This window comes from Bacillus sp. K2I17 (genome assembly GCF_002209985.1).
GTDB classification, from domain to species: Bacteria; Bacillota; Bacilli; order Bacillales; family Bacillaceae_G; genus Bacillus_A; species Bacillus_A wiedmannii.
In genome coordinates, this window is record NZ_NJGF01000001.1 from 543,988 (window position 1) to 569,686 (window position 25,699).

30 protein-coding genes are annotated in these 25,699 nt (G+C 36.6%); 4 read left to right on the forward strand and 26 right to left on the reverse strand.

Annotated elements, in window-relative coordinates; translation table 11 throughout:
* The first annotated feature begins 15 nt into the window (after positions 1-15).
* Both CER22_RS03105 and CER22_RS03110 read left to right on the forward strand, forming a co-directional pair.
* Positions 16-1,770: an aromatic amino acid hydroxylase gene (locus CER22_RS03105; protein WP_088064447.1), complete on the forward strand. Its 1,755-nt coding sequence runs from the start codon at positions 16-18 to the stop codon at positions 1,768-1,770.
* Positions 1,751-2,065, forward strand: coding sequence for a 4a-hydroxytetrahydrobiopterin dehydratase (locus CER22_RS03110; protein ID WP_087985280.1), 315 nt, complete (start codon positions 1,751-1,753; stop codon positions 2,063-2,065). Before CER22_RS03105 ends, CER22_RS03110 begins: the two co-directional genes overlap by 20 nt.
* 17 nt (positions 2,066-2,082) lie before the next feature.
* Here the strand turns inward: CER22_RS03110 and CER22_RS03115 are convergent, their stop codons facing one another.
* Both CER22_RS03115 and CER22_RS03120 read right to left on the reverse strand, forming a co-directional pair.
* On the reverse strand, positions 2,083-2,940 hold the full coding sequence (locus CER22_RS03115) for a VOC family protein (protein ID WP_088608168.1): 858 nt from the start codon (positions 2,938-2,940) through the stop codon (positions 2,083-2,085).
* A 21-nt stretch (positions 2,941-2,961) separates the two neighbouring features.
* Complete coding sequence (locus CER22_RS03120) at positions 2,962-3,366, reverse strand: DoxX family protein (protein ID WP_001071550.1); 405 nt, start codon at positions 3,364-3,366, stop codon at positions 2,962-2,964.
* A 156-nt stretch (positions 3,367-3,522) separates the two neighbouring features.
* On the opposite strand from CER22_RS03120, the gene CER22_RS03125 reads away from it, so the two are divergent.
* Entirely contained in the window at positions 3,523-4,068 is a 546-nt protein-coding gene (locus CER22_RS03125) for a helix-turn-helix domain-containing protein (RefSeq protein WP_001020697.1), read from the forward strand.
* Positions 4,069-4,101: 33 nt separating this feature from the next.
* Here CER22_RS03125 and CER22_RS03130 read toward each other — a convergent pair whose 3' ends face one another.
* The 13 genes from CER22_RS03130 to CER22_RS03195 all read right to left on the reverse strand — a co-directional run bounded on the left by CER22_RS03130 (position 4,102) and on the right by CER22_RS03195 (position 15,933).
* On the reverse strand, positions 4,102-4,479 hold the full coding sequence (locus tag CER22_RS03130) for a MaoC/PaaZ C-terminal domain-containing protein (protein WP_001101451.1): 378 nt from the start codon (positions 4,477-4,479) through the stop codon (positions 4,102-4,104).
* Between the two features lie 108 nt (positions 4,480-4,587).
* Positions 4,588-5,046 (reverse strand): GNAT family N-acetyltransferase, encoded by a 459-nt coding sequence (locus CER22_RS03135; protein ID WP_087985282.1) that lies wholly within the window; start codon positions 5,044-5,046, stop codon positions 4,588-4,590.
* 56 nt (positions 5,047-5,102) lie between these two features.
* Positions 5,103-5,609, reverse strand: coding sequence for a GNAT family N-acetyltransferase (locus CER22_RS03140; protein ID WP_000469127.1), 507 nt, complete (start codon positions 5,607-5,609; stop codon positions 5,103-5,105).
* A gap of 311 nt (positions 5,610-5,920) precedes the next feature.
* Positions 5,921-6,316, reverse strand: a complete 396-nt coding sequence (locus CER22_RS03145) for an ankyrin repeat domain-containing protein (RefSeq protein ID WP_087985284.1) — start codon at positions 6,314-6,316, stop codon at positions 5,921-5,923.
* Positions 6,283-7,101, reverse strand: a complete 819-nt coding sequence (locus CER22_RS03150) for an ABC transporter ATP-binding protein (RefSeq protein WP_088123434.1) — start codon at positions 7,099-7,101, stop codon at positions 6,283-6,285. The genes CER22_RS03145 and CER22_RS03150 overlap by 34 nt, the downstream gene beginning before the upstream one ends.
* Positions 7,088-8,116, reverse strand: coding sequence for a FecCD family ABC transporter permease (locus CER22_RS03155; RefSeq protein WP_060488239.1), 1,029 nt, complete (start codon positions 8,114-8,116; stop codon positions 7,088-7,090). The genes CER22_RS03150 and CER22_RS03155 overlap by 14 nt, the downstream gene beginning before the upstream one ends.
* A gap of 5 nt (positions 8,117-8,121) precedes the next feature.
* On the reverse strand, positions 8,122-9,069 hold the full coding sequence (locus CER22_RS03160; RefSeq protein ID WP_048541454.1) for an ABC transporter substrate-binding protein: 948 nt from the start codon (positions 9,067-9,069) through the stop codon (positions 8,122-8,124).
* A gap of 155 nt (positions 9,070-9,224) precedes the next feature.
* Positions 9,225-9,452, reverse strand: coding sequence for a YrhC family protein (locus CER22_RS03170; protein WP_000661457.1), 228 nt, complete (start codon positions 9,450-9,452; stop codon positions 9,225-9,227).
* Between the two features lie 126 nt (positions 9,453-9,578).
* Complete coding sequence (gene adhE, locus CER22_RS03175; protein ID WP_088608169.1) at positions 9,579-12,182, reverse strand: bifunctional acetaldehyde-CoA/alcohol dehydrogenase; 2,604 nt, start codon at positions 12,180-12,182, stop codon at positions 9,579-9,581.
* 259 nt (positions 12,183-12,441) lie between these two features.
* On the reverse strand, positions 12,442-13,575 hold the full coding sequence (locus tag CER22_RS03180; protein WP_046956311.1) for a bifunctional cystathionine gamma-lyase/homocysteine desulfhydrase: 1,134 nt from the start codon (positions 13,573-13,575) through the stop codon (positions 12,442-12,444).
* Between the two features lie 3 nt (positions 13,576-13,578).
* Entirely contained in the window at positions 13,579-14,502 is a 924-nt protein-coding gene (locus CER22_RS03185) for an O-acetylserine dependent cystathionine beta-synthase (RefSeq protein ID WP_088608170.1), read from the reverse strand.
* Positions 14,503-14,584: 82 nt separating this feature from the next.
* Positions 14,585-15,280 carry a 5'-methylthioadenosine/S-adenosylhomocysteine nucleosidase gene (gene mtnN / locus CER22_RS03190; protein WP_048531328.1) on the reverse strand — a complete coding sequence of 232 codons (696 nt, stop codon included), beginning with the start codon at positions 15,278-15,280 and terminating at the stop codon, positions 14,585-14,587.
* A gap of 14 nt (positions 15,281-15,294) precedes the next feature.
* Entirely contained in the window at positions 15,295-15,933 is a 639-nt protein-coding gene (locus CER22_RS03195; protein WP_088064455.1) for a class I SAM-dependent DNA methyltransferase, read from the reverse strand.
* 136 nt (positions 15,934-16,069) lie between these two features.
* On the opposite strand from CER22_RS03195, the gene CER22_RS03200 reads away from it, so the two are divergent.
* Positions 16,070-16,285, forward strand: coding sequence for a YrzA family protein (locus CER22_RS03200; RefSeq protein WP_000010984.1), 216 nt, complete (start codon positions 16,070-16,072; stop codon positions 16,283-16,285).
* 34 nt (positions 16,286-16,319) lie between these two features.
* Here CER22_RS03200 and CER22_RS03205 read toward each other — a convergent pair whose 3' ends face one another.
* The 11 genes from CER22_RS03205 to CER22_RS03255 all read right to left on the reverse strand — a co-directional run bounded on the left by CER22_RS03205 (position 16,320) and on the right by CER22_RS03255 (position 25,689).
* Positions 16,320-16,967: a YrrS family protein gene (locus CER22_RS03205; protein WP_060488236.1), complete on the reverse strand. Its 648-nt coding sequence runs from the start codon at positions 16,965-16,967 to the stop codon at positions 16,320-16,322.
* Between the two features lie 116 nt (positions 16,968-17,083).
* The gene (locus CER22_RS03210) at positions 17,084-18,838 is read right to left on the reverse strand and encodes a peptidoglycan D,D-transpeptidase FtsI family protein (RefSeq protein WP_088608171.1); all 1,755 of its coding nucleotides are present in this window, start codon (positions 18,836-18,838) and stop codon (positions 17,084-17,086) included.
* Between the two features lie 92 nt (positions 18,839-18,930).
* Complete coding sequence (gene greA, locus CER22_RS03215; protein WP_000179964.1) at positions 18,931-19,407, reverse strand: transcription elongation factor GreA; 477 nt, start codon at positions 19,405-19,407, stop codon at positions 18,931-18,933.
* Positions 19,408-19,686: 279 nt separating this feature from the next.
* Complete coding sequence (udk, locus tag CER22_RS03220) at positions 19,687-20,325, reverse strand: uridine kinase (protein WP_000537082.1); 639 nt, start codon at positions 20,323-20,325, stop codon at positions 19,687-19,689.
* An 18-nt stretch (positions 20,326-20,343) separates the two neighbouring features.
* Complete coding sequence (locus CER22_RS03225) at positions 20,344-21,624, reverse strand: peptidase U32 family protein (protein ID WP_000217969.1); 1,281 nt, start codon at positions 21,622-21,624, stop codon at positions 20,344-20,346.
* 18 nt (positions 21,625-21,642) lie between these two features.
* Positions 21,643-22,572, reverse strand: coding sequence for a peptidase U32 family protein (locus CER22_RS03230; protein WP_000742789.1), 930 nt, complete (start codon positions 22,570-22,572; stop codon positions 21,643-21,645).
* Between the two features lie 7 nt (positions 22,573-22,579).
* On the reverse strand, positions 22,580-23,221 hold the full coding sequence (locus tag CER22_RS03235; protein ID WP_046956307.1) for an O-methyltransferase: 642 nt from the start codon (positions 23,219-23,221) through the stop codon (positions 22,580-22,582).
* Between the two features lie 202 nt (positions 23,222-23,423).
* Positions 23,424-24,494 (reverse strand): endolytic transglycosylase MltG, encoded by a 1,071-nt coding sequence (mltG, locus tag CER22_RS03240; RefSeq protein WP_087985288.1) that lies wholly within the window; start codon positions 24,492-24,494, stop codon positions 23,424-23,426.
* A 220-nt stretch (positions 24,495-24,714) separates the two neighbouring features.
* A complete protein-coding gene (locus tag CER22_RS03245) occupies positions 24,715-24,993 on the reverse strand; it encodes a DUF1292 domain-containing protein (RefSeq protein ID WP_000392245.1) in 279 nt (92 codons plus the stop codon).
* 12 nt (positions 24,994-25,005) lie between these two features.
* Complete coding sequence (gene ruvX, locus CER22_RS03250) at positions 25,006-25,419, reverse strand: Holliday junction resolvase RuvX (RefSeq protein ID WP_001221204.1); 414 nt, start codon at positions 25,417-25,419, stop codon at positions 25,006-25,008.
* Between the two features lie 3 nt (positions 25,420-25,422).
* On the reverse strand, positions 25,423-25,689 hold the full coding sequence (locus CER22_RS03255; protein ID WP_000348590.1) for an IreB family regulatory phosphoprotein: 267 nt from the start codon (positions 25,687-25,689) through the stop codon (positions 25,423-25,425).
* Positions 25,690-25,699 lie beyond the last annotated feature (10 nt).

The window sequence follows — 25,699 nt, forward strand, 5'->3', positions numbered from 1 at the left end:
AAGGAGGATGTCTAAATGACAAAGAAAACAGAAATTCCATCGCATTTAAAACCATTCGTATCCACGCAGCATTATGATCAATATACACCGGTGAATCACGCTGTTTGGCGTTACATTATGAGACAAAATCATAGTTTCTTAAAAGACGTTGCTCATCCAGCCTATGTGAACGGACTACAATCATCTGGTATAAATATAGATGCAATTCCAAAGGTAGAAGAAATGAATGACTGTTTAGCACCAAGCGGATGGGGAGCTGTAACAATTGATGGACTTATTCCCGGCGTAGCATTCTTTGATTTCCAAGGACACGGATTACTACCAATCGCAACAGATATTCGCAAAGTAGAAAATATCGAGTATACACCAGCTCCAGATATCGTACACGAAGCAGCAGGACACGCACCTATTTTACTGGATCCTACATATGCGAAGTATGTGAAACGCTTTGGACAAATTGGTGCGAAAGCTTTCTCCACAAAAGAAGAACATGATGCTTTTGAAGCTGTTCGTACATTAACAATCGTAAAAGAAAGCCCTACTTCTACTCCTGACGAAGTTGCCGCTGCTGAAAATACTGTAATTGAAAAACAAAAATTAGTTTCTGGTTTATCAGAAGCTGAACAAATTTCACGTCTTTTCTGGTGGACAGTAGAATATGGGTTAATCGGAAATATAGATGCTCCAAAAATATATGGTGCTGGTCTCCTTTCTTCTGTTGGCGAAAGCAAACATTGCTTAACGGACGCTGTAGAAAAGGTTCCATTCTCTATCGAGGCATGTACAGGTACAACTTATGACGTAACAAAAATGCAACCACAACTATTTGTTTGTGAATCATTTGAAGAGCTGACTGAAGCACTTGAGACATTTGCTGAAACGATGGCCTTTAAAACAGGTGGAAAGGAAGGTTTAGAAAAAGCGATTCGCTCTGAAAACTATGCAACTGCTGAACTAACTAGTGGATTACAGATTACAGGTACATTCAGCGAGACAATTGAAAACGATGCAGGTAAAGTGATTTACATGCGAACAAATTCACCAACTGCATTAGCAATTCATAATAAACAACTAGCGAATCATTCTACATCTATACACAGTGACGGCTTTGGAACACCAATTGGATTACTCACTGAAAATATTGCATTAGAAAATTGTACAGATGAACAACTACAATCATTAGGAATTACAATTGGAAATATTGCTGAGTTTACTTTTGCAAGTGGTATTCATGTAAAAGGAAAAGTAACAGATATTATAAAAAACGATAAGAAAATTGCTCTTATTTCCTTTATCGATTGCACAGTTACTTATAACGCCCGCGTATTATTTGATGCTTCATGGGGCGCATTTGATATGGCTGTTGGCTCACAAATCATTTCAGTATTCCCAGGAGCAGCAGATGCAGCATCATTTTTCCCAATTGATGAAGAAACAGAGGAAACTCCAGCACCTCTTGCATTAACTGAGCTGGATCGTATGTATCAAACAGTTCGTGATATTCGAGGTGGAGGTATTTTACACGACGCACATGTCGATCAATTAGTAGCAATTCAAGAGGTATTAAATAAATTTTATCTGAAAGAATGGCTGCTTCGCCTTGAAATATTAGAATTACTTTTAGAGCATAACAAAGGACACGAAACATCAGCAGCATTATTACAACAACTTTCTACTTTCACAACTGACGAAGCTGTAACACGCCTTATTAACAATGGTCTTGCACTACTGCATGTAAAGGATGTGAAAAATGATGCTACGATTAACTGAAGAAGAAGTTCAAGGGGAATTATTAAAGGTGGATAAATGGATGATAAAAGATGAAAAATGGATTGAACGAAAATATATGTTTTCCGACTACTTAAAAGGAGTCGAATTTGTCTCTGAAGCCGCCAAACTATCAGAAGAACGTAATCACCATCCATTTATCCTTATCCAGTATAAAGCAGTCATTATTACTTTGTCATCTTGGAATGCAAAAGGTTTAACGAAACTAGATTTTGAGCTTGCAAAGCAGTTTAATGAACTATTTTTACAAAACGAAAAAGCAATTATAAGAAAGTAAAAAAAGAGAAGCCTTTTTTAGGCTTCTCCTTTAATTTTGAAATGGATACAATGTCCAAATGGATCTTGGGCTTGTAATATTCCATCTTTGTACGTAGCAATCTTGCCAATATTTTTTAAGCTTTCACATACTTGCTCTTTTTGTTTTTCATCTGCTAGTACAATTGTGAAATATTTCAAGCCAACAGAATTTGGCATTTGCGGCGGTATTCCTTCACCATGCCACGTATTTAAACCGATATGGTGATGATAGCCACCTGCCGATACGAACAACGCGCCATTACGAGCTGGGATTGTTACTTCAAAACCAAGACCATCCACATAGAAACGTTTCGCTTCTTCCAAATCAGCTACATGGAAATGAATATGCCCCATCACAGTACCAGCTGGAAAACCATTCCACGCAATTCCTTGCTGCAATAATTCTTCACCAGCTAACGGGTTACTAACAAATGGTAGTTCTCCATTCTCATCACGCCAAACTTCTTTTTGGCGATCATGATAAATTTCAATCCCGTTTCCATCTGGATCAGCTAAATAGAGGGCCTCACTAAAGTAATGGTCGGCTCCGCCGTGCAGTGGATATACCATTTCTACAAGATGACGAAGAATATTCGCTAAATCCTGTCTACGTGGTAGTAAAATTGCGTAATGATATAACCCCGTTCTCCCTCTTTGCTTTGGTAAAGCTTCTTTCTTTTCTTCAATGATAAGGAGTGGTTCGTTATTTTCATTCCCAAATGTAACGACCATTTCATCTTCTTTTAGTACTTTCATACTTAGTACTTCTGTATAAAACTCTAGTGATTTCTTTATATTTGATACATATAAATGAACAACATCAAGTGTTGTATCGGGATGAAGTTGAAAACTCATCTTGTTAGCCCCCCATTTAATTTAGTTCTTCTTTGACATTTTCTCTTTTAAGAAATTATCTACAAAACCGTCTGCTTTCGCAACAAATAAGTACGCACCCATTGCTAACAATGCAAGTTCTAATTCGAAGCCAGGATTTTTTCCATCCCCTAATAAACCAGCTGACCATTTTACTTTTACAATTGCTCCAACCATTACAAGTGCAAATAATAATCCAATATATCTAACACCTAAACCTAGAATTAACAATATACCACCAACTACTTCCGCTGTTGCTACACCGTATGCAAGACCTCCTGGTAAACCAATGCTTGTAAACCACCCTGCAATATTGTCAATCCCCGATTGGAATTTTGTTAAACCGTGCATAAAGAATGTTACCCCTAACACGATACGAATAATTAAGTTACCGATATGTTGATTCATTTCATTCTCTCCTTTATAGTTTTCTTATACAAAACTTTTATTTACATTACAAAACATACACTAATTTTTTTTATTCGTCAATTCATTTTCACTGGGAAAAAATATATTTTTTTTGCTATGATACAAATAGTTGTTTACAAAAAGGAGCTTGATTTTATGAATATTGGTTCTGCAATACGTGAAATTCGTCAACGTAGAGGCATAACAATCGCACAAATTTGTGAGGGAACAGGTCTTTCTAAAGGATTTATGAGTCAGGTTGAAAATAATAAAACATCACCATCTATCTCAACTTTAGAAACAATCTCCAATTTTTTAAACGTTCCCCTTCCCTATTTATTATTAGAACAAAAAGATCGGTTGAAAGTTGTCAAAAAGGTAGAGCGTAAATACAGTGTATACGGAAAAGATGAACAAAGAATTGAACATGTTGCAGAGCAAGGTGGCCTCCGCCTAAACCTCGTGGAAATTCCTGCTGGGTTTCCGAAAGAAAATATACCAAATGCCCATGAAGGGGAAGAATGTCACCTTGTATTACGCGGAAAACTAGAAGTTCAACATGGAGAAGATATTGCAATAGTAGAAGAAGGTGATTCTTTCTCCTGGAATGCATGTGTTCCTCATATCGTTCGTAATATAGGGGAAGAAACTGCATTATTACTCATCTCTAGTCATGCAGAAAATCGAAAACGTGTTTATTAAATAAAAAAGAAGCCTGTAAATCAGGCTTCTTTTTTATCCCCTTATAACGCCATAACTTGTCCCAACTAGTACAGTCTTTTCATGTTGATTGCGATAAACTGACTCGATTGAAACCTTTTTATATCCTTCCATCTGTTCAATATTTGTTAAAGTTAATTCACAAGTGATCGTATCTCCTGTAAAAACCGGTCTAATAAACTCACTTACTAATTCTCTTGCTATGTAATGTAATTCTTCTCCTACTTTCGTTCCAATACTAGCAGTTAATAAACCATGAACCATTAAACGTCCTTTTTCATCATATTCCATATGATGCCTACCTTTATCTCCTGTAATATTTGCAAATTCAAAAACCTCTTCCTCAGTAAATCTTCTTTCGTATTTAAATACATCCCCAACTTTTACATTCATTTTTATCCCCCGTTTAATAAACAGAATTTTCTTTTATTTTATCATAAAATGAGTCTCAGTTCAGTTTATATTATTAAAATAGCATCCTTTTTCTACACTATCTTACTTTTATCGGTGCCCATCTTTTTTTGCTACTTGATACCCGTAGTACGCACATGTTCCATTTCTCGATAATTCTCTCACCTCAAAACCACAACTTCTATAAAAATCAAAATTACTCGCAGATGTATGTGCAAACCAGTCTCCATGTGGCAACTTTTGCAAACAAAGAGCGACAAGTTTCTTACCTAATCCCTTCCCTCTATATTCACATTTCACAACTAAATTTACTATGTTCGCGATCATGATTCCATCAGAAATGACTCTAACCATCGCAATCATCTCTTCTTCATCCCAAATTGTGAATGCCCATGTTGAATTTTCGAATGCTATCGTGAATTTTTCAATTTGCCAAGAAGGGATATCATCATTACTCCAACCAGCATCTTCGAATAAAGTTTTAATTGCATATGCTGGCACACCATTCGTTCCCTCACGAATAATAAGGCCATTATGATAAATATACATGTAATCCCCCCTTTATTTTTATATACCATTCTTCAAAAGATGCAATTTACCTTTTTTCATCCAACGCGTTTAATGGAATAAACAAGAACGTCCATCCCATGAAATGAAGTTGTTTTCTCATAACTAAGCCCTGTTTTTCTAGCAACAAAGATTGAGGCGGGGTGATCCGGATTAATAAGAGAAATTAATTTATTCATTCGTAACGCTTGGAAACCATAGTCTCGAAATGCTGCCGCTGCTTCTTTCGCATACCCTTTTCCCCAATACTGAGGTAATAACCAATAACCAATTTCAATTTCTTCTTTTCCATCTATCTGCTGCTTTACTAACCCTGCATGACCAATTCGTATTCCCGTTTCCTTTTCAATCAATACAAATAAACCAAGACCGTTTTTATAGCTAGGAATCACCCACTCCTCCAAACTTTTTTTACATTGCATATATGTTTTTAACGTCCCATTTCCAATATAGCGCATTACCTTCTCATTTCCCCATAGCGAAGCATAGAACTGCAAATCATCCATTGTATATTTGCGAATTTGTAAACGATCTGTATGAAACATCTCTGCACTCCTTCCCACGAATTTGTACTTAACTACACGATCATGTTTTGTATATATACTAAAATGTTACTATCTATTATAAATGAACCAAGAATAAAATACAGAATATTCAATCCCTCAAGAATCTAAAAAAGGCAGTAGACAAAATATTGTCTACTGCATCCATATCATAACTAGCATAAAGAAAACTACAATTGAGGGGGGTGTAGGATTTTCAAATATACTAGATACTTATCCCGTTCTAACGGGCGGTAAACTTTTCAATTATATGAAAGTGAAAAGTTTACCGCACATAAGAACCTTTGCGGTCATTAAGAGATCACCGTTAAGTACTCAAATACACGCTGTGCTTGTTCTCCACCCATTCGTGCATGTTGAAGAAGGGAAATACCATGTGGACCCGATGCACGCAATGCCTCTGGTTGTGCTACTAAAATAGCTTGTACAACTTCTAATTCTCCAAGCATCGCGGCCGCGAAAATGTCCATTCGAGCACCCTTTTCTAGTAAATAGAGAGCAATATCTTTACGACCTACATGTGCCGCCGCTCCTAACGCACTTTCCCAATCTGATCCGCCCCAATTGTAAGAGGCATGAAGTAAGCTTGGCGATTCAGCCAACAGTTCTTGTACTTTTTCTAAATCTCCGTGAGCTGCCATAACAAATTCTCTTACTAACTCAGTGGTAATACATTCTTCTGTTCGCATCTTGCTCCTCCTTTTTTAGAAATTCGTTTTGGTATGAAAAATGGCTTGTCACTTCCTTGAAAAATATCTACCTCTATGCCGAACACACGTTGAAACATTTCATGACATAACACTTCTTCTGGTATACCGTCATACTGAAGCTGCCCTCGCTTTAATACGAGTAAACGATCACTATATTGAGCCGCTTGGTTAATATCATGTAAAACCATTACAATTGTCATGCCAAACTCCTCGTTTAACCGTTTCACAAGTTCCATTACTTCCAACTGATGAACGATATCTAAAAAGGTTGTTGGCTCATCTAATAATAAGACATTTGTACGTTGTGCTAGCGTCATTGCAATCCAGGCACGTTGTCTTTCTCCTCCTGATAAAGATTGCAAAAGGCGATATTCATACCCTTGAAGATTTGTAACAGACAATGCCCAATCAACAATTTTTTCATCGTCTTTATTTAAGCGACCTCTCCATGATTTATGAGGTCCTCTTCCAAATTCGATTAATTCTTTCACTGTTAAATCTAATTGATGATCATGCATTTGTGGTAACATCGCTAATTGCTTCGCTACATCGGCACTTTTCATCGTATGAATACTTTTTCCATCTAAAATGATATCCCCTTCACTTTGTTTAAGTAGTCTTGCCATTAAACGAAGCAAAGTAGATTTCCCTGATCCATTCGGTCCAATTAAACTAACGACCTCTCCAGCTTTAATATGTACATTCATATTTTGCATTTGAAATCTTTCAGAATGTGCGTAAAACACTTTATTAACGGAAATCACGTTGTTTCCCCCCTCTATGAATTAAATATAAGAAGAACGGACCGCCTAAGAAGGATAATAAAATACCGACAGGCAATTCAATTGGATCGAACCAACTTCGAGCTATCGCATCCGCGAAAACAAGTAATATCCCTCCACCAAGGCATGATAATGGCAGTAAATATTTATAGTCATTTCCAACTAATAAACGTAACATATGTGGTACAACAAGACCGACAAATCCAATAAGACCAGAAACACTAACTGCAATTCCAGCTAATAGTGTACTTACTACTATTAAATAAAACCGGCTTCTCTCCACGTTATGACCTAATAATTTCGCCATTTCATCTCCAAGCATTAATACTCGAATATGCTTTATACCAAAGAAGGCTAATATAATAGCGAATAGTGCATAATAAATAATCATGTTTAAATGTGCCCAACTTACACCACCAATGCCACCTGCTAACCAGGGTAACACCGATTGTACTTTGTCACTATGTAATAACATTAACGCTGACGTCGCTGCACCAATTAATGCATTGATTGATACACCTACTAAGACAATCCTTGAAGGCGGCGCCCCTTTTTGCCATGATAAAGCATAAATGACCATCGCCGTTATGAAAGCTCCTATAAACGCCCCGAGCGGTAAAAATGCCATATGCTGAGGGAATAAAATCATAATTACAATTGCTACAAGGCCTGCTCCAGATGAAACCCCGATAATACCAGGGTCTGCAAGAGGATTTCTCATAACCCCTTGCAGCAGTGCACCAGATGCTGCTAAACATGTTCCTACTATAAATCCAACGAGCACTCTCGGTATACGAAGGTCCCATACAATTCGATGAACCGTCGAACCTTCATCTTCTATCCCTGTTAGAATTTCTCGTAAAGAAAAGGATAGGCTTCCTGCGAAAAGACCGTAAAAAAGACCTAGAATCGTTAATACAACTAAAGTAACTGCTATTATCCATCTTTTTTTCGCAAAAGGATGTTCCTTTTCCCTTACTACTTCACTACTTTCCATACGTATCATTTCCTTACATCTTGTATACTTTTATACATAAAGTCCATTGCTTCTGTAACTTTTGTTCCAGGATTTGATCCAAATAAGTCTGGTGGCAAAATAACTACACGATTTTGTTTTACTGCATCTAAATTTTTCCACGCTTCATTTTTCATCATTTCGCCTTCAAATGCTTTTTTAACGCTATTTGGATCTCCATGTGTAATTAAATAAATCACATCTGGATTTGCCTCAATAATACGTTCTACACTTAGCTGCGCATATTGCGGATATTCCTTCATTTCCGGAAAATCAGCTGCAATATTTTTTCCGCCTGTTTTTTCTAAAATATTACCTGATAAAGATGTTGGTAATGCTGCTAAATAAGTACCTGGTGCTCCGTATACTAACAGTGCTTTCACATCACTCTTTTTCTCATATGTCTTCATTTGATCATTAATTTTTTGATTAAGTTCTTTTGCTTTATCTTCTTTCTTCATTATCGTTCCATATAGTTCAATATTCTTTTGAATATCTTGTACAGAATTCGCAGAAGAAATCATTACTTTCGTTCCTTGTCCTTCAACCGTTGGAACATTCTTTTGAAACCCATTGTTAGCAATAAGTACATCCGGTTTTAAACTAGCGATTTGCTCAAAATTCGGTTGATGTGCATTCCCGATTACTTGTACTTTCTTTACATCCTCTGGAAGAGTTATTTTTGCATCCGGACGACCTACTATTTTTCCGCCTAAAGCATGAATAATATTCATGTCCCCCATACTTAATGTTGCAAAACTCTCTGGCACTTTATCGAATGTTACCTTTCTTCCTGATAGGTCGGTAACTTCGATTTTCTCTTTTCCTTTTTCTGTTTTTGTTGCAGATGCTTTTTCGTCTCCCTTTGCATTGCAACCTATTAACAAGAAAAAAATAGATAAAATCGCTGTGAATAGCGTAATAGATTTTTTCATTCTTCCACCTCTAAATGATAATGATAATCATTAACTACTATTCTACTTTAATTGATAAGGATTATCATTGTCAATATAAACCGCATACATTTTTTACAAAAACAAAAAGCACTACAAAAAGATTCGTTCTTTTCGTAGTGCTCTATTTCATAATATTACTCACATTCGTTTCCCTCTAACTGTTCTCGCATCATTTTCACACGCTGAAAGAAAAAGAATGATAAACTTAAAAATATAACGGTACTCCCCATCATAACAAAAGATTGTATTGCTTCTTTTGCTCCATTCGGAATCAATAAGCCAACCATTAACAATGTACTTACAGCGAGAAGGATTTGTCCGAACCGAGTATAATCTTCTATTTTTCCTTGTAATTCTTTCATTATATTCTCACTCCTCTATTTCACTGTATCATATTCTATTAAACTTAAAGACCAGTAAATACAGCCATTCTGGGAGATGTTTTCCAAATGAAAAAGAGCCGCTTTATTGCGACTCTTTCATACCCATTACTCCCCTTTATATGCTTCCATATAAATTTCTTTCAACTCTGAAATGAGAGGTAATTTCGGATTAGCTGTTGTACATTGATCTTCAAAAGCTCTTTCTGCTAATAATCCAACAACCTCTTCAAATTGGTCTTTAGCAACTCCTTGTCCTGCAATACTCATATTTATATTTAAGCTTTTTCCAAGCTCAATAATTGCTTGGACGAGGGATTCCACACCTTCTGCTGTCGAGCCTGCTGGAAGCCCGAGCATTCTCGCAATATGTGCATAACGTTCATCAGCCACAAAGTGCTCATATTTTGGGAACAATGCGTGTTTTCTTGGCTTAATAGCATTATAGCGAACTACGTGCGGCATAAGAATTGCATTCGCACGCCCATGCGGAATATGAAATTCCGGTCCAATTTTATGTGCTAAGCTGTGATTAATACCTAAGAAAGCATTTGCAAATGCCATCCCTGCGATTGCAGAAGCATTATGCATTTTTTCTCGTGCTTCTTCGTCATTTCCATCTTTAAATGCTCTTGGTAAATATTTAAATACGAGATCAATGGCCTTTAATGCTAATCCATCTGTATAGTCATTTGCTAGAACAGACACATACGCCTCGATTGCATGCGTTAATACGTCCATACCAGTGTCTGCTGTTACATGTGGTGGTACTGTCATTACAAACTGTGGATCAACAATTGCTACATCTGGTGTTAATTCATAATCCGCGAGCGGATACTTTATATTATTTTTCTTATCTGTAATAACCGCAAATGGTGTTACTTCTGATCCTGTTCCTGATGTTGTTGGAATGGCAACAAACTGCGCCTTACTTCCTAATTCCGGATATTTACATGTACGTTTTCTTATATCTAAAAACTTCTGTTTAATTCCATAGAATGTTGTTTCTGGTTGCTCATAGAAAAGCCACATCCCTTTCGCTGCATCCATAGCTGAACCACCACCAAGTGCGATAATTACATCTGGCTTAAAACTTCTCATCATTTCCGCACCTTTAAACACAGTTTCATCTGATGGATCTGGCTCGACCTCAAAGAAAACTTCGACTTTTACATCATTTGCATGTTTACGTAAATAATGCGTAACCGTATCTACATATCCGTGCTCAACCATTCCTGGATCCGTTACAATAAATGCACGTGAAATGTTAGGCATATTTGCTAAATATGCTGTCGCATGTTTTTCAAAATAAATTTTTGGTGGTAATTTGAACCACTGCATATTCTTTTTTCTATTTGCCAACCTTTTTATATTTAATAAATGCGTCGCTGTTACGTTTTGAGAAACTGAGTTTTTCCCATACGAGCCGCAACCGAGCGTAAGTGATGGAATAAATCCATTATATATATCACCGATTCCACCTTGTGATGAAGGAGCGTTTACAATAAGACGGCAAGCTTTCATACGTAATCCAAATTGTTTTTGTACTTCTTTATTTGTAGAATGAATGACTGCTGAATGTCCTAAACCACCAAGGTCTAACATGTCTTCGCAATATGTAAGTCCCTCTTCTAGTGAATTTGCTTTTACACAAGCTAATACTGGACTCAGTTTCTCACGAGATAGTGGATATGCTTCTCCGATACCTTGTATTTCAGCTACAAGCATTTTTGTATTTTCAGGCACAGTAATTCCAACTAATGCGGCAATGTACTGTGCTGATTTCCCTACAATATCACTATTTACTGCACATGTATTTTCATTAATAACAAGCTTTTCTAATTTTCTTCTCTCTTCTTCTGTTACAAAGTAACAATTGTTTGCAATCATTTCTTTTTTCACATCATCATAAATTTCCTTGTCTACAATGATTGCTTGTTCTGATGCACAAATCATACCGTTATCAAATGTTTTTGATAAAATTAAATCATTAACAGCTCGTTTTATATGCGCTGATTTCTCTATATAGCATGGTACATTACCAGGACCTACACCTAGCGCTGGTTTTCCAGTAGAATAAGCTGATTTCACCATACCTGCTCCTCCAGTTGCCAAAACAAGCGCAACACCTTCATGGTTCATTAATTGTTTCGTTGCTTCGACAGAAGGTCTTTCAATCCACTGAATACAATGTTTTGGTGCCCCGGCCTTCACCGCTGCATCATATACTGTTTTCGCCGCTGCAATGGAACAGTTTTGTGCTGAAGGATGAAATGCGAAAATAATTGGATTTCTCGTTTTCATCGCGATTAATGCTTTAAACATTGTTGTCGACGTTGGATTCGTTACTGGCGTTACCCCAGCTACTACACCGACAGGTTCCGCAATTTCTATTATTTCTTCATGAGGATCTTCGTGAATAATCCCTACTGTTTTATCTTTTTTTATGCTATGCCAAATATATTCAGTAGCAAAAATATTTTTAATACATTTATCTTCATATACACCACGACCTGTTTCTTCAACAGCCAACTTCGCAAGCGGCATATGTTGATCAACACCTGCTAATGCCATTTCATGAACAATGTTGTCAATTTGCTCTTGTGTAAAACTTTCTAATGCTTGTAAAGCCTTTCGACCGTTATTCACTAACGTATCAATCATCTCTTTTACTTCCTGCATTTCATTTACAACTTTCTCTTTGACTACCATGTAAATTCCTCCTATTCTGCTATCATGGACTAAATAAGACCCTATAGGTCATAATGAGTCCCGATTAGCGCAAAAAAAATAGAGTTGCTTTCCTACATGAACCTCATTGTTTGTGAAATATTTCACAAGTTTGTTCGTGAGTAACACTTCATGAACTTAATATACATGAAATGATTTCATTTGTGTATGTCTATTTTGTGAAGTTTTTCACAAAAAGATGTAATAAAAATGCACTGCCTATATGAGCAGTGCATTTTTACTATGCTAACGCTTGTGCTAGATCTTCAATTAAATCTTCACCGTCTTCAATACCGACAGAAATACGAATTAATGTATCTGTAATTCCTAGCTCTTTACGACGATCTGCTGGGATTGATGCATGTGTCATTTGAGATGGGATAGAAATTAAACTTTCTACTGCCCCTAAACTTTCAGCAAGTGTAAAGTATTGTAAGTTCTCTAGTACTTTATTTAATGTTTCTTCACTATCTACATCAAATGAGATAATAGCACCAAATCCATTTGCTTGTTCTGTCGCTAGTTCATGGTTTTGATGTGATGCAAGACCTGGGTAATATACTTTATTTACTTTTGGATGGTTATTTAAAAACTCAGCAATTGCACGTGAATTCGTTTCATGCTCTTCCATTCGAATTCCTAATGTTTTTAAACCACGAAGTAGTAAGAAGCTATCTTGTGGGCCAAGAATGCCTCCTGTTGAGTTTTGTACAAAGTGAAGGTCTTCTGCTAATTGCGGGCTATTTACAACTACTAGGCCTGCAACTACGTCACTATGACCTCCTAAATATTTCGTTGCACTATGAAGTACAATGTCTGCTCCTAAAGTAATCGGCGACTGCCAATATGGCGTCATGAATGTGTTATCGATAATTGTTAATAAATCTTTCTCTTTAGCAAGAGTAGATATTTTCTTAATATCAGTAATTTTCAGTAATGGGTTCGTTGGTGTTTCCACATAAATCGCTTTCGTATTTGGACGAATCGCTTCTACAACTTCCTCTAGGTTTGTTGTATCTACAAATGTATGCTCAATGCCGAAGCGATTTAATACTTTCGTGATAACGCGGTACGTTCCACCATACACATCATCTGTTAAAATAACGTGGTCACCTTTTGAGAACAACATAATTGTAGCTGTAATAGCAGCCATTCCTGAACCAAATGCAAAACCAGCATGACCGTTTTCTAATACTGCAATCATTTCTTCTAAAGCTGCACGTGTTGGGTTGCCTGTACGTGAATATTCATATCCTTGATGCTTACCAACTGCTTCTTGTTTGTACGTACTTGTTTGATAAATCGGTACATTTACAGATCCAGTTGAAGGTTCTCCTATGCGAATACCATGAATTAACTTTGTCTTTGCTCTCATTTTTTATTCCCATCCTTTGTATATGTCTTTACTTAAATAACGCTCACTACTATCAGGAAAAATCGTTACAATATTTGTACCTGGCGCCGCTTTCTCTGCTTCAAGTAAACTTGCATGAAATGCTGCTCCGGAAGAGCTCCCAACGAGCAGTCCTTCTTTTTGCGCTAATTCCTTCACTCGTAAAAATGCATTTCGATCAGAAATTGTATGAATTTCATCAAAATAAGATGTTTTCAAAAATGGCGGGATAAATTCAAGGCCAATCCCTTCTGTTTCATGCGAACCAGCTTTACCACCATTTAAAATAGATCCTTCTGGTTCGACAATAACCGTTTTTATATCTATATTTTTTTCTTTCAAATAAGATGCAGTTCCCATGAATGTACCACCAGTTCCTGCTCCTGCAACAAATATGTTAATCTCTCCGTTCAGTGCATCCCACAGTTCAGGACCTAGTGTTTTGAAATAAGCACGCGGGTTTGCTTCATTCGCAAACTGACTTGGAGAGTATGAATTCGGTATTTCATTTACTAATTCTTTTGCTTTTGCAATTGCGCCGGTCATTCCTTGCTCAGTCGGTGTATGCACGACCATTGCGCCTAGTGCTTTCATTAATTCTTGTTTTTCAATACTAAATTTCTCTGGTACACAAACAATAACGCGTAAATCATGTTGTAACGCTGCAAGTGCCAGTCCAATACCAGTATTTCCAGCAGTTGGTTCAATAATTGTTCCACCCTGGGTAACAAGCCCTTTTTCTAGCGCATCTTCGATTAATTCTCTTCCTAAACGGTCCTTAACGCTTCCACCTGGGTTATAAAATTCAAGCTTTGCAAATAAACGGACCCCTTCTGGAAGTGAAAAACGAGTAATTTCTACAATTGGTGTATGACCAATCAACTCATGAACTCCACGATATACATTCATCGTGTTCTCCCCCTTATTTGCCAATAAAGAAAAGGCAACTGTATGTATTTTCTTTATATGAGACAGTTGCCTTTTTGTTACATTACTTTAACTCTTCTAGTACTTTTACGATAAAGTTTGTAGAATGAAGAGCTGCTTGATCTAAAAATTGATCAAATGAAACATTTGATTCTTTACCTGCAATATCAGAAAGCGCACGAATAATAACAAACGGAACTTCATATTGGTGGCATACTTGTGCAACAGCTGCTGCTTCCATTTCTACTGCATAAAGGTCTTCAAATTTATCACGAATTGCTGCAACGCGGTTCGGATCACTCATAAATGAATCACCTGTTGCAATCATACCTTTTACAACTTGAATATTTTCTTCTGCCTGCATACATTTCTCAGCTAATGTAACTAATGCTTCATCAGCCTTGAATCCAGGCGGCATTCCTGGTACTTGACCATACTCATAGTTAAATGCTGTTACATCTACGTCATGATGACGAACTTCTGTTGAAATAACTACATCTCCAACGTTTAGAGAATGATGGAAGCCACCAGCTGAACCAGTATTAATTACTTTTTCAGGCTTATATCTTTCTAATAAAATTGTCGTTGACATCGCTGCATTTACTTTACCAATACCAGACTTTAACAAGATTACTTCGTGTCCTGCTAATTGTCCTTTCGTAAATTCACAACCCGCAACCGTTTCTGTTTCTGCTTGTTCTAATTTGTCACGTAAAATACGTACTTCTTCTTCCATTGCTCCAATTACAGCAATTCTCAATCTAATCCCTCTTTCTATTGCTTAGTTGCCTCCATTACCCAAACGAAATGATTTGATCTCGTAAACGTTACATGGAAGCCATTGTTTTCAAAAATAGACTGCATGACTGGAATACGTGTATAGTATTCCGTTTGCAAATCGTTTGCTAACTGATGGAAACCTCTTTGTTTTGCTGTTTCAACAGTTTTATCATATGCATCTTGATCTGCAAATATCGTATCAGCAAACACTATTTTACCACCTTTGTTTAGCAATTGACTATACTTCGCAATCGCTACATTTTTTTCATCATCTGTTAAATGATGAAATGCGTAGGTGCTTACTATGGTATCAATTGAATTTGGGACTTCAAACGAAAGAAAATCACCTTCTGTAATGGACAATTCTTTTGGCAATTTCTCTTTTGCAATCATGCGCATTTCACGTGACGGTTCTATACCGTAAACTGTGCGTCCAGCAAACAATAATTTATTTGTTAAATTGCCAGTACCAACACCAAATTCTAATACATTACCAAATGACTTGTTAACTACATCCTCTAGAATGTCCTCATAATGGGCGAAAACTTCTTTATATTGTATATCTTCGCCTTGTACAAATGAGTCGTACGTATGAGCCCACTCATCAAATAAACCATTAAATTCTGTACCCATAAAAATTCCCCTTTTTCTTATCGGTTTTATCAGTATAATATGCCCTCTTTCTAAAAATGTCAATTGAAATGTACATGGTATTTCCTTCTTTTCTTTGTTACACTATAGTTGATTAAACAGGAGAGGGGCCGTCTTCATGTCATTTACCTTTGAAATGTTAGAAGATAAAGTAGAATTTTTTGAAGCGGGAGACTTAGCTTCTTTAGAACGAAAAATTAGTGAACAAATTGATAATAATAAAGCACTTATGCTTGAAGTTCATCACATCTCACATCAAATGGTTATGGATCCTGAAAGCAAAAGACCGTATTATAGCGCGGTTGTTCATTTTAAATTAAAAAAATTGCGTTAACAAAAAAGAGAAGCTCCTAAGGAGCCTCTCTTTTTTAGTTTAGAGTTTGAACAAGTACTGGTTTCCAGCCCTCATTCTCTACCCAATCAATATTTACATAATATTTTTTACCTGATTGTTTATCTTGTACGTTACCGTAAGCTTTATTTTTACCGTTATTTCCGATTCGATGAATAACTAATTGCTCTACTGGAACGTCAATTGCAGCTGAAATTGCTTGGTTCATCTCATTCCAATCTGCTGTACCTTTTTTAAACGTCATCGCAGGTGTTGCACCTTGCTCTGTACCTACTGGCTTCCAAGAAGACTTCGTATAAGCGTCAGTTGCCTTTGGCTGTGTTTTTTCAGCTGGTACTTTCTCGTTAGCTTTCGCTTCTTCTTCAGCTTTTTTCTGTTCTTCTTCAGCCTTTTGCTTCTCTTCTTCCTTATTCTTAGCCTCTGCCTTATCTTGCTCGTTCTTCTTCGTCTCTTCTTTGCCTTTAGCTTTCTCAGACTTATTCTCTTTTGTTGTTTGCTGAGCTACTTTTTTATCACTAGAAGACGCTTGTTCTTTTCTTTCAGGAACAAACAATTGATATGATACAATAGCTACTAATATTAATACAATTGCAATTGCAATATTTAAAACACCGTTTTGACGACGTTTTTGTTGTTTCTGTTGGAATCTAGATCCTCCTGCCATTCTTCAAACCTCCATGCAGTTTTTCATACTTGCTATTGTAACATTAAATCTAGAAAGGTTGAACATTTACAATAATATTTTCACGAAATGAAAACATTTCACTATGAATTGCAAGATTACTTTTCATTCTCTAATCGATAGATTGATTCTACGATAGCTTTGAAAATAGGTGTAACTTTATTTACATTGCTATTCGTTTCTATATCCACGACAACTAAAGCATATCTTGGATTTTCATATGGAAAATAACCCGCAAACCAACGATTCACTTTCATCCCTTTTCCTGTTTGCGCTGTCCCAGATTTTCCGGCAACACTTAGTGGTAACGACCTGAATGCTGCTCCTGTTCCTTTCTCCGTTGTTACAACACCCCTTAATAACTCTTGTAATGTTTTCACCGTTTCATAGGAAAGCTGTTTTCCACCTAATGTATGGTCTTCAAATGTATAGAAGTCCGTTCCATTTTTATACATTATTTTTTCCACAGCTTTCACTTCCATCTTTTCTCCACCTCTAGCAATCGTCGCCATCATATTTGCAATCGCTAGAGGTGACATACGTACATCTTTTTGTCCAATTGCTGTTTGCGCTACCGCCTTTTTACTATTCTTATTTCCTTCACTACCCCAAATCGTAACCCTCTTCTCCTCTGGCATTTGCTCAAAATGAGTTGTATGAAATACAGAACCTTTCCATCCAACCTTACTAGCGGCTCCTAACGCTGCTACGTAAGTTTCTAACACCATCTTATCCTTTTGTATTAGCTCATTACCTAACTCTGAAAATGTCCTGTTACAGCTTCTAGCAAAGCTCTCTTTAAAACTAAGTGTACCCATCATAACTTGTGGGTGGTCTTCACCATATAAATCTTGATTACAATTAAATGTACGATTAAACACATTTTCATTTTGATCAATCACTGCCGCTGCAACTATTGTTTTAAAAACAGAACCGGGAAAATGTGGTGTCAACATTTGATTTTCAAGTGTAGTTGTATATAAACGCTCATCCTTCACCTGCACAGATGGTTTACTGACCATCGCTAAAATTTCATTTGTCTTTACATCAAGTAATACTAATCCCCCCTTCTTTATTTCGCTTGCTTCAACCACTTCTTCTGCTTTTTGCTGTAACCTGTTATGTAAAGTTGTTTGAATCGTCACTGGATAAAACGGATTTCCAGGCGCAGTATATTTCGCTTGTTTTCCAAAAATCGGTTCCCCTTGTCGGTCCACTTGATACAATACTTTTGCCTCTCCATCGGTCAAAAGAAATTCATCAAATGATTGCTGCAATCCTGAAATACCAATTGGCGTTTGCCCTGAAATTTTTCTTACTTCTCCGTATCGTTTTTGAAATTCTCGTTCATTCTCCCCCACATCGCCAATTAAATGATTCACCCTGCCAGTTTGCCGTAAACGAACTTCAGCTGCTACAATACCTAATACATTTAATTGATTTACCTTCTCCATCTGCTCTCGTGCCAAGCGAAATGGACCATTTCCCCTTTGCATGATAAATGCACTTTTCTTGTCTTTCATTTGACTTTCAATCTCTTGTCTCGACACACCAATGATATGCGCAATTTTCTCTAACATGTCATTTTTTATTTGTAGAAATGGAAAAACAATTAAAACAGGATACTTTTTCTCACCTATTCCCTTACCGTTCCGATCTATAAAATGGCCTCGTCCATCATCTACCGTAATGGACTGCGTCCGTTGTGTAACACTTTTTTCAATTAAATTTATCTTACGATCTGTAAATGATTCTGTATCTATAATTTGTATTTGAATTAAACGACAAAGTAAAATAAACATGATACATATAAAAAAAATTAAAACAATTGTAATTCTCCGTTTTATTTTCATAAAAAAACACCTCGTCTATTATAGTTTGGACGGAGTGTTTCATCTTTTATACAAATAAAAAAATCACTCGCTTTTACACGAGTGATTTTTTATTATTTTACAGAGATAATCTCTACTTGCATTTCTCCACCTGGAGTTTGGATTGCTACCTTCTCACCAATTTGCTTACCTAATAAGCTTTTTGCAATTGGAGAATCGTTAGAAATTCTTCCTTCAAATGGATCTGCTTCTGCGCTACCTACGATTGTGTAAGATTCTTCATCTCCACCTGGTAACTCTTTAAATGTTACTGTTTTACCTAATGTAACAACTGTAGACTCTTCGCCGTTATCTGTGATGATAACTGCGTTACGAATCATGTTTTCTAATTGTGTAATACGTCCTTCTACGAACGCTTGCTCATCTTTCGCTGCATCATACTCAGAGTTCTCAGAAAGATCTCCGAAGCTACGTGCAATCTTAATTCGCTCTACAACCTCTTTACGTTTTACCGTTTTTAAATCTTCAAGTTCGTTCTCTAGCTTTTGCTTACCCTCTTGCGTCATAGGGTATGTTTTTTCTGTTGCCATATTTTCCACTCCTTTTATATACCAATCCCCCGAAAAAAAAGAGGAGTTCCATATGAAAACTCCCCCACTTATATGTATAGCGGAGGTTTCTAGCACGCCTGTACTAGCGGAGTTGTCACATACAACCCCGTATTCCCAATTCCTCTTTATATAAAGAAGATATGTATGGAAAGTTGATATAAATATGCCCTCACCTATATATAGATGAGGTTGCATGTTTCATTGTATTCGATAGGAAGGGAAAAAATCCCTTCCTATCGTATATCTTTTACTATGCTATTACAAATTTACTTTTTGTTCAAGAATTGTTGCAATTTTTGTCACCATAATATCAATTGCAACATGGTTTTGTCCACCTTCAGGGATAATAATATCCGCAAATTTCTTAGAAGGCTCAATAAATTGATTGTGCATTGGACGTACAACACTTACGTATTGATCAATAACTGAATCCATCGTACGGCCGCGTTCCTTAATATCACGCTGCATGCGGCGTAAAATACGAAGATCTGCATCTGTATCAACGAATAGCTTAATGTCCATTAACTCACAAAGACGTGGGTCTTCTAAAATAAGAATTCCTTCTAAAATGATTACATCTTTCGGCTCAACTGGAATAACTTCTTCTGAACGCGTATGCAATGTATAGTCATATACAGGCTTATCAATTTGCTCATATGCAAGTAACTGCTGCAAATGTTCAATTAACAGATCATTATCAAACGCAAGCGGATGATCATAATTTGTTTTTAAACGCTCTTCCATTGGTAAATGGCTTTGATCTTTGTAATAATAATCTTGCTCTAAGATTAAAATAGAATGACCTTTAAAATGGTCAAAAATCGCTTTCGTTACACTCGTTTTACCTGATCCCGAACCACCAGCAATTCCAATTACAACAGGCTTATTCGTCCCCATTCGACTATCAACTCTTTCTTATTGAAGTATGCTTTTGCGCATCATATTATTCACATACACTGGTTGATCCACTTTGAATTTCACGATTTGCAGCGGATGTCTCGCTGCATCTAATTCGTTTCCATCCTCATCCCAAATTTTCTCCACCGTCTGCGTAAAGTTTTCTATTTCTGGCCCAAAGAACTCCACTTCATGTCCTGGTTTGAAATGATTACGTTGCTCAATCGTTACGATGCCTGTTTCTTCATTATAATCTAACACTAAACCAGCGAAATCATACGTTGTTTTCTTACTATGATTTCCAAACATTTGCTCTTGATGTCCTGGAACCCCTTCAAAGAATGCGGGAGCTGTATCACGATTTGCACATTTATCAAGCTCATCTAACCATTCTTGTTTAAACTCAAAATTATCCGGATCCGCACAATACGCATCAATTACTTTACGGTATACCGTTGCTACAGTTGCTACGTAATGGATTGATTTCATACGTCCTTCAACTTTTAAGCTATCAATTCCAATTTCAATCATTTTCGGAATTGATAAAATTAAATTTAAGTCTTTTGGACTCATTGCAAAGTGAGCATCTTCTTCTTGGAATAGAGGAAGCTCTTTTGCATCTTTATGTTGTGATACTGTTTGAACTAAATCATAGTCCCAACGGCAAGATTGACAACAACCACCACGGTTAGAGTCACGTGCTGTCATATGGTTACTTAACGTACATCTGCCTGAATATGCGATACACATTGCACCATGGACGAATGCTTCAATTTCAATATCCACTTTTTCTTTAATTTCTTTCATTTCTTCATAGCTTGCTTCACGAGCTAATACAAGACGATGTAAACCTTCTTCTTTCCAATACTGTGCTGCTTTCCAGTTGGATAGTGATTGTTGTGTACTTAAATGCACTTCAACAGAAGGCGCTACACGTTTGCAAGTCTCAATAATAAGCGGATCAGCAACGATAATTCCCGTTACGCCAGCTTTTTCAATCCCTTTTAAATATTCCTCTAGCCCGTCCATATTTTCATTATGTGCAAAGATATTTGTTGTTACATATATTTTTGCTCCATATTTCTTTGCAAATTCAACACCTTCTGCCATTTCTTCCAGTGTAAAGTTACCTGCATTCGAACGAAGACCAAATTCTTGTCCACCTAAATATACAGCATCTGCCCCATAATGGATAGCTACTTTTAATTTTTCTAAGTTACCCGCAGGGATTAACAGTTCAGGTTTCTTCACAATAACGCGTTTGCCATCGATTACTCGTGAAATTTCTTGTACAGTCATTTCCTACACCCTCCTCGTTTAGTAAACCGTCTCTTTAAAGAAGAATCCTGTATCTAACGGACGATTTACTGGTTGCATTTCTTCTATCTCTTTATATAAATCGTCTTTCACGTCATAATACGCATCACGATCTTCTACACATAAATCAATTGCTTTACGATATTTCTTCGTTACCTCAATAATGTATGCAGAGCTTTTTAGTACACCATCAACTTTTAAGCTAGCGACTTCAGCGTCAATTAGTTCTTCTAACTCATCGATGAAACAAATATCGTTTGGACTCATAATGTGAGTACCATTTTCATCTTCATAAATTGGATATTTATTGTTACGCTCTGGGTCATATAAGAACATATTCTCTTCATATTTTTTCTTTTCAATGTCAAGATTACGTCCTTGATACTCAAAGTAGTTTCCTACTAAGGAACGCTTCGATTGGAACATACAAGTCATACCGTGAATTTGTACTTCAAGTTCCACTTCAGCATTTTCTTTTAATTCAACAATTTCATCTAAGCTAAGCTCACGAGCTAATACAGCGCGTTTTGCTCCTCTTTGTCCCCAGTAGTTACAAGTAAACCAGTTTGTTGCTGTTGTTTCTGTATTCCAGTGCAATTGCATATTTGGCGCTACTTCTCGGACCGCCATTAATACTGCTGGGTCTCCGAAAACAATTGCATCTACACTTACTTCGTTTAAAAATGCAACATAATCTGTTAATTCGTCTACTTTATCATTGTGGAACATAGCGTTCATTGCTACGTATACTTTCACACCATTTTCATGCGCAATCTTCACAGCTTGTTTCACATCTTCACGTGAAAATTCCCCTGCTAAACGTAAACCGAACTTTTGCTCACCGATCATTACCGCATCTGCTCCTGCTTTCGCAAGAGGTTCGATATCCACTACTGCTTTTGGCGTTACTAACAATTCAGGTTTCTTCATACCTTGGTCACCCTCTCTTTTTACTAACAGCTACTCCATCACCAATTGGGAAAATCGTTGTATCATATCCTTCATGGTTCATAAGCCATTCATTGTACGTCTTAATACGACGGATTAAACCACGTGTACGTCTGTTTTCAATTTTCTCTTTTGTCGTTACAAGGCCATGGTACATAACATTATCTGAAATAATTACCCCACCAGGGTTTAATAACGGTTCATATAAGTCAAAAAAGCGACGATATTGTCCTTTTGCTGCATCAATAAAAATAACGTCAAACGTTCCATGTTCTTCTACTTGCTCACCTGTTTCTAACGCATCACCGTAAATAACAGAAATACGCTCTTTAACTGATGAACGTTCTATATATTCAAGTGCTTTTTCATATCGCTCACGATTGCGTTCAACTGTCACAATGCGAGAATTTGGAATAGCTTGCATCATACGAATACTAGAATAACCAATTGCTGTACCAAGCTCTAAAATGCTTTTTGGTCCAATTAAACGTAAAAATTGCAACATAAATTCCATTCCAAGTCGATCCATAATCGGCACATGATTTTCTTTCGCATAATCTTCCATTTCAAGAATTAATTTATCTTTCGGATCAATAAATGATAATAGGTACTCGTTAACTGCATCCTCCATAATGGTCCTCCTTATTTACATGGAGAAGTGCCTCTATGACGTCTTTTCACACATAGAATGCAATAAAAATACAAGCCAGCTTCATCCTTAGCTTGTACGTCCCGTTTTGATATTAAAAACGATTCTTCTGCCAGTTTTTAACCCGATATATTTTACCACAAAAAAGAGGGATGTGCGACATTTTTCGCTATCCCTCCCCATTTCACTGTTTTTTCGTAATATATTTTTGCTTTAATGCATTATGCTCTTCCAATGTTTTCGCATAGTACACTTCACCAGTTGGTGCAGCTAAGAAATAATAATAATCTGTTTGTGCAGGCTCTAACGCCGCTTCCACTGAATGTTTACCAGAGTTTGCAATCGGACCAACCGGCAATCCTTTCACAACATACGTATTGTACGGTGAGTTTACCTTTAAATCTTCGTATAATACACGTTGTTTATGCTTTCCAAGTGCATATAATACCGTTGGATCAGTTTGCAGGGGCATACCTTTTTCCAAACGATTATAAAAGACACTAGAGATTTTTTGACGATCTGTAAAGCCTGTTGCCTCTTCTTCAATAAGTGAAGACAATGTTAAAAGCTGATGAACATCCCAGTTTTTCGCTTTCATTTTTGCCTCGTTTTGAACAATGATTGCATTCGTTTTCTCAAGCATTGGAATTACAATTTCTTCTAACGTCGTATCTTTTTTATAGAAAGAGTACGTCGCAGGATATAAATAACCTTCTAATGGATATTTAATATTGCTATCAAAGATTTTATCCGTTAACAACTTCGGATACTTTTGCTGCATTTTTTGAATAAATGCTTTATCGTTTAATTGACGTACGACATCATCTTTATTCCACTTTAATTCGTTTGCAACCGTTTCTGCAATTTCAGTTACTTGTGCACCTTCTTTTATCGTCACTTTATAAAGAGCTGGACGATGTACATTACCAGATGACATTTGTTCAATAACATCTGAGGCACTCATTGAAGGATTTAATAAATATGTACCCGCTTGTAAATTTTTAGATTTAGCCTTTGTATAAAAACTAAAAACTGTACCGTTTTTCACAGCACCTTTTTCTTCTAAAATCTCACCAATTTTACTAGTAGATGATCCTTTTGGAATTTCTACTTCAATCTCTTTTTTATTCCCGCTATCAACTGGTCCTAATGCGGATGAAATATACGCATAGACTGAACCACAAACTAAAAGCAGTGCAATAATCGAAAATAAAAAAAGACGTCTACGCTTTTTTTTCACTTGATTCTCTATCAACACTCTTCCTCCTTAATTAAATTGTAGACCGTATGTATATCTTTCTATACAACACGATATAAAAACACAATAAATTTATTTATCTTTTTTTAGATAGACATTTTATTTTTCTACAATCCGTCTCATTATACTACAAAGGATTACACGGTTTCGACAAAAAATCTTTCATTTTACATATAAAAAAAGGTGGACTATATGTCGTCCACCTTTTCAGTACTTATTATTCAGCTTCTTGCTCATCAGCTAGAGTGTTGAACATTTCTTGTACCATTTCCCACTCTTCTTCAGATTCGATTGGAAGTAAACTTCCGCCCTCTTCTTCATTTTGCTCATAAGCCATTGCATCATAAATTGGGTCTCCATCTTCGTCTACTTCACCGATTGGAGAGAAGACTACGTATGATTTTTTGCCAAATTTTTCAGCATCAAAAGTGAAAATAATTTCACATAAATGTTCGTTACCTTTTTCGTCTACAATTGTAATTTGATTTTCTTCCATTTTGGTCACCTCTTATTTACTATCTAAAAATCCTTGTAAGATTACGACTGCAGCCATCTTATCGATTACCTGTTTTCGCTTCTTACGACTCACATCAGCTGAAATGAGCAGACGTTCCGCTGCCATCGTTGACAAACGCTCGTCCCACATTACAACTTCTAATTGTAACAGATTTCGCAGGTTTTCTGCAAATTGCTGGCACGCTTCACCACGTGGGCCAATTGTACCATTCATATTTTTAGGTAAACCTACTACTATTTTGTCCACATTGTACTGCTTTACTAACTCAGAAATACGGTCAAAACCAAAGTGGCCTCGTTCTTCGTTAATCCTGATTGTTTCCAGCCCTTGCGCTGTCCAGCCCATTTCGTCGCTCATTGCAACTCCGACTGTTTTTGTACCTACATCTAAACCTAATATCCGCATAAACTACTCCTCACGATGATGTTTCAAGTACGACTTCACAAGCTCTTCAATTAACTCATCACGTTCAAGCTTGCGAATGATGCTTCGTGCATCTTTATGGCGAGGTATGTATGCTGGGTCTCCACTTAATAAATAACCGACGATTTGGTTAATCGGATTATAGCCTTTTTCTTGAAGTGCATCATACACAGTTAAAAGTACATCATTTACATGGACACTCTGTTTTTCATCTTGAATGCTAAACTTCATTGTTTTATCAAAACCGTCCATTTCAAGCACC

Coding starts and splice junctions, on each gene's coding strand:
- greA (WP_000179964.1), bottom strand. CDS start 19,407: ATGGCAACAGAAAAAACATACCCTATGACGCAAGAGGGTAAGCAAAAG.
- CER22_RS03210 (WP_088608171.1), bottom strand. CDS start 18,838: ATGAAAATAAAACGGAGAATTACAATTGTTTTAATTTTTTTTATATGT.
- ruvX (WP_001221204.1), bottom strand. CDS start 25,419: ATGCGGATATTAGGTTTAGATGTAGGTACAAAAACAGTCGGAGTTGCA.
- CER22_RS03120 (WP_001071550.1), bottom strand. CDS start 3,366: ATGAATCAACATATCGGTAACTTAATTATTCGTATCGTGTTAGGGGTA.
- CER22_RS03245 (WP_000392245.1), bottom strand. CDS start 24,993: ATGGAAGAAAATCAAATTACAATTGTAGACGAAAAAGGTAACGAACAT.
- CER22_RS03125 (WP_001020697.1), top strand. CDS start 3,523: ATGAATATTGGTTCTGCAATACGTGAAATTCGTCAACGTAGAGGCATA.
- CER22_RS03235 (WP_046956307.1), bottom strand. CDS start 23,221: ATGGAGGATGCAGTTAACGAGTACCTATTATCATTTATTGATCCGAAA.
- CER22_RS03195 (WP_088064455.1), bottom strand. CDS start 15,933: ATGGGTACAGAATTTAATGGTTTATTTGATGAGTGGGCTCATACGTAC.
- CER22_RS03115 (WP_088608168.1), bottom strand. CDS start 2,940: ATGAGTTTTCAACTTCATCCCGATACAACACTTGATGTTGTTCATTTA.
- CER22_RS03185 (WP_088608170.1), bottom strand. CDS start 14,502: ATGAATGTATATCGTGGAGTTCATGAGTTGATTGGTCATACACCAATT.
- CER22_RS03200 (WP_000010984.1), top strand. CDS start 16,070: ATGTCATTTACCTTTGAAATGTTAGAAGATAAAGTAGAATTTTTTGAA.
- CER22_RS03255 (WP_000348590.1), bottom strand. CDS start 25,689: ATGGACGGTTTTGATAAAACAATGAAGTTTAGCATTCAAGATGAAAAA.
- CER22_RS03135 (WP_087985282.1), bottom strand. CDS start 5,046: ATGTATATTTATCATAATGGCCTTATTATTCGTGAGGGAACGAATGGT.
- CER22_RS03130 (WP_001101451.1), bottom strand. CDS start 4,479: ATGAATGTAAAAGTTGGGGATGTATTTAAATACGAAAGAAGATTTACT.
- CER22_RS03140 (WP_000469127.1), bottom strand. CDS start 5,609: ATGTTTCATACAGATCGTTTACAAATTCGCAAATATACAATGGATGAT.
- CER22_RS03170 (WP_000661457.1), bottom strand. CDS start 9,452: ATGAAAGAATTACAAGGAAAAATAGAAGATTATACTCGGTTCGGACAA.
- CER22_RS03145 (WP_087985284.1), bottom strand. CDS start 6,316: ATGCGAACAGAAGAATGTATTACCACTGAGTTAGTAAGAGAATTTGTT.
- CER22_RS03230 (WP_000742789.1), bottom strand. CDS start 22,572: ATGAAGAAACCTGAATTGTTAGTAACGCCAAAAGCAGTAGTGGATATC.
- adhE (WP_088608169.1), bottom strand. CDS start 12,182: ATGGTAGTCAAAGAGAAAGTTGTAAATGAAATGCAGGAAGTAAAAGAG.
- CER22_RS03105 (WP_088064447.1), top strand. CDS start 16: ATGACAAAGAAAACAGAAATTCCATCGCATTTAAAACCATTCGTATCC.
- CER22_RS03155 (WP_060488239.1), bottom strand. CDS start 8,116: ATGGAAAGTAGTGAAGTAGTAAGGGAAAAGGAACATCCTTTTGCGAAA.
- CER22_RS03180 (WP_046956311.1), bottom strand. CDS start 13,575: ATGAGAGCAAAGACAAAGTTAATTCATGGTATTCGCATAGGAGAACCT.
- CER22_RS03205 (WP_060488236.1), bottom strand. CDS start 16,967: ATGGCAGGAGGATCTAGATTCCAACAGAAACAACAAAAACGTCGTCAA.
- CER22_RS03160 (WP_048541454.1), bottom strand. CDS start 9,069: ATGAAAAAATCTATTACGCTATTCACAGCGATTTTATCTATTTTTTTC.
- CER22_RS03110 (WP_087985280.1), top strand. CDS start 1,751: ATGATGCTACGATTAACTGAAGAAGAAGTTCAAGGGGAATTATTAAAG.
- udk (WP_000537082.1), bottom strand. CDS start 20,325: ATGGGGACGAATAAGCCTGTTGTAATTGGAATTGCTGGTGGTTCGGGA.
- CER22_RS03225 (WP_000217969.1), bottom strand. CDS start 21,624: ATGACTGTACAAGAAATTTCACGAGTAATCGATGGCAAACGCGTTATT.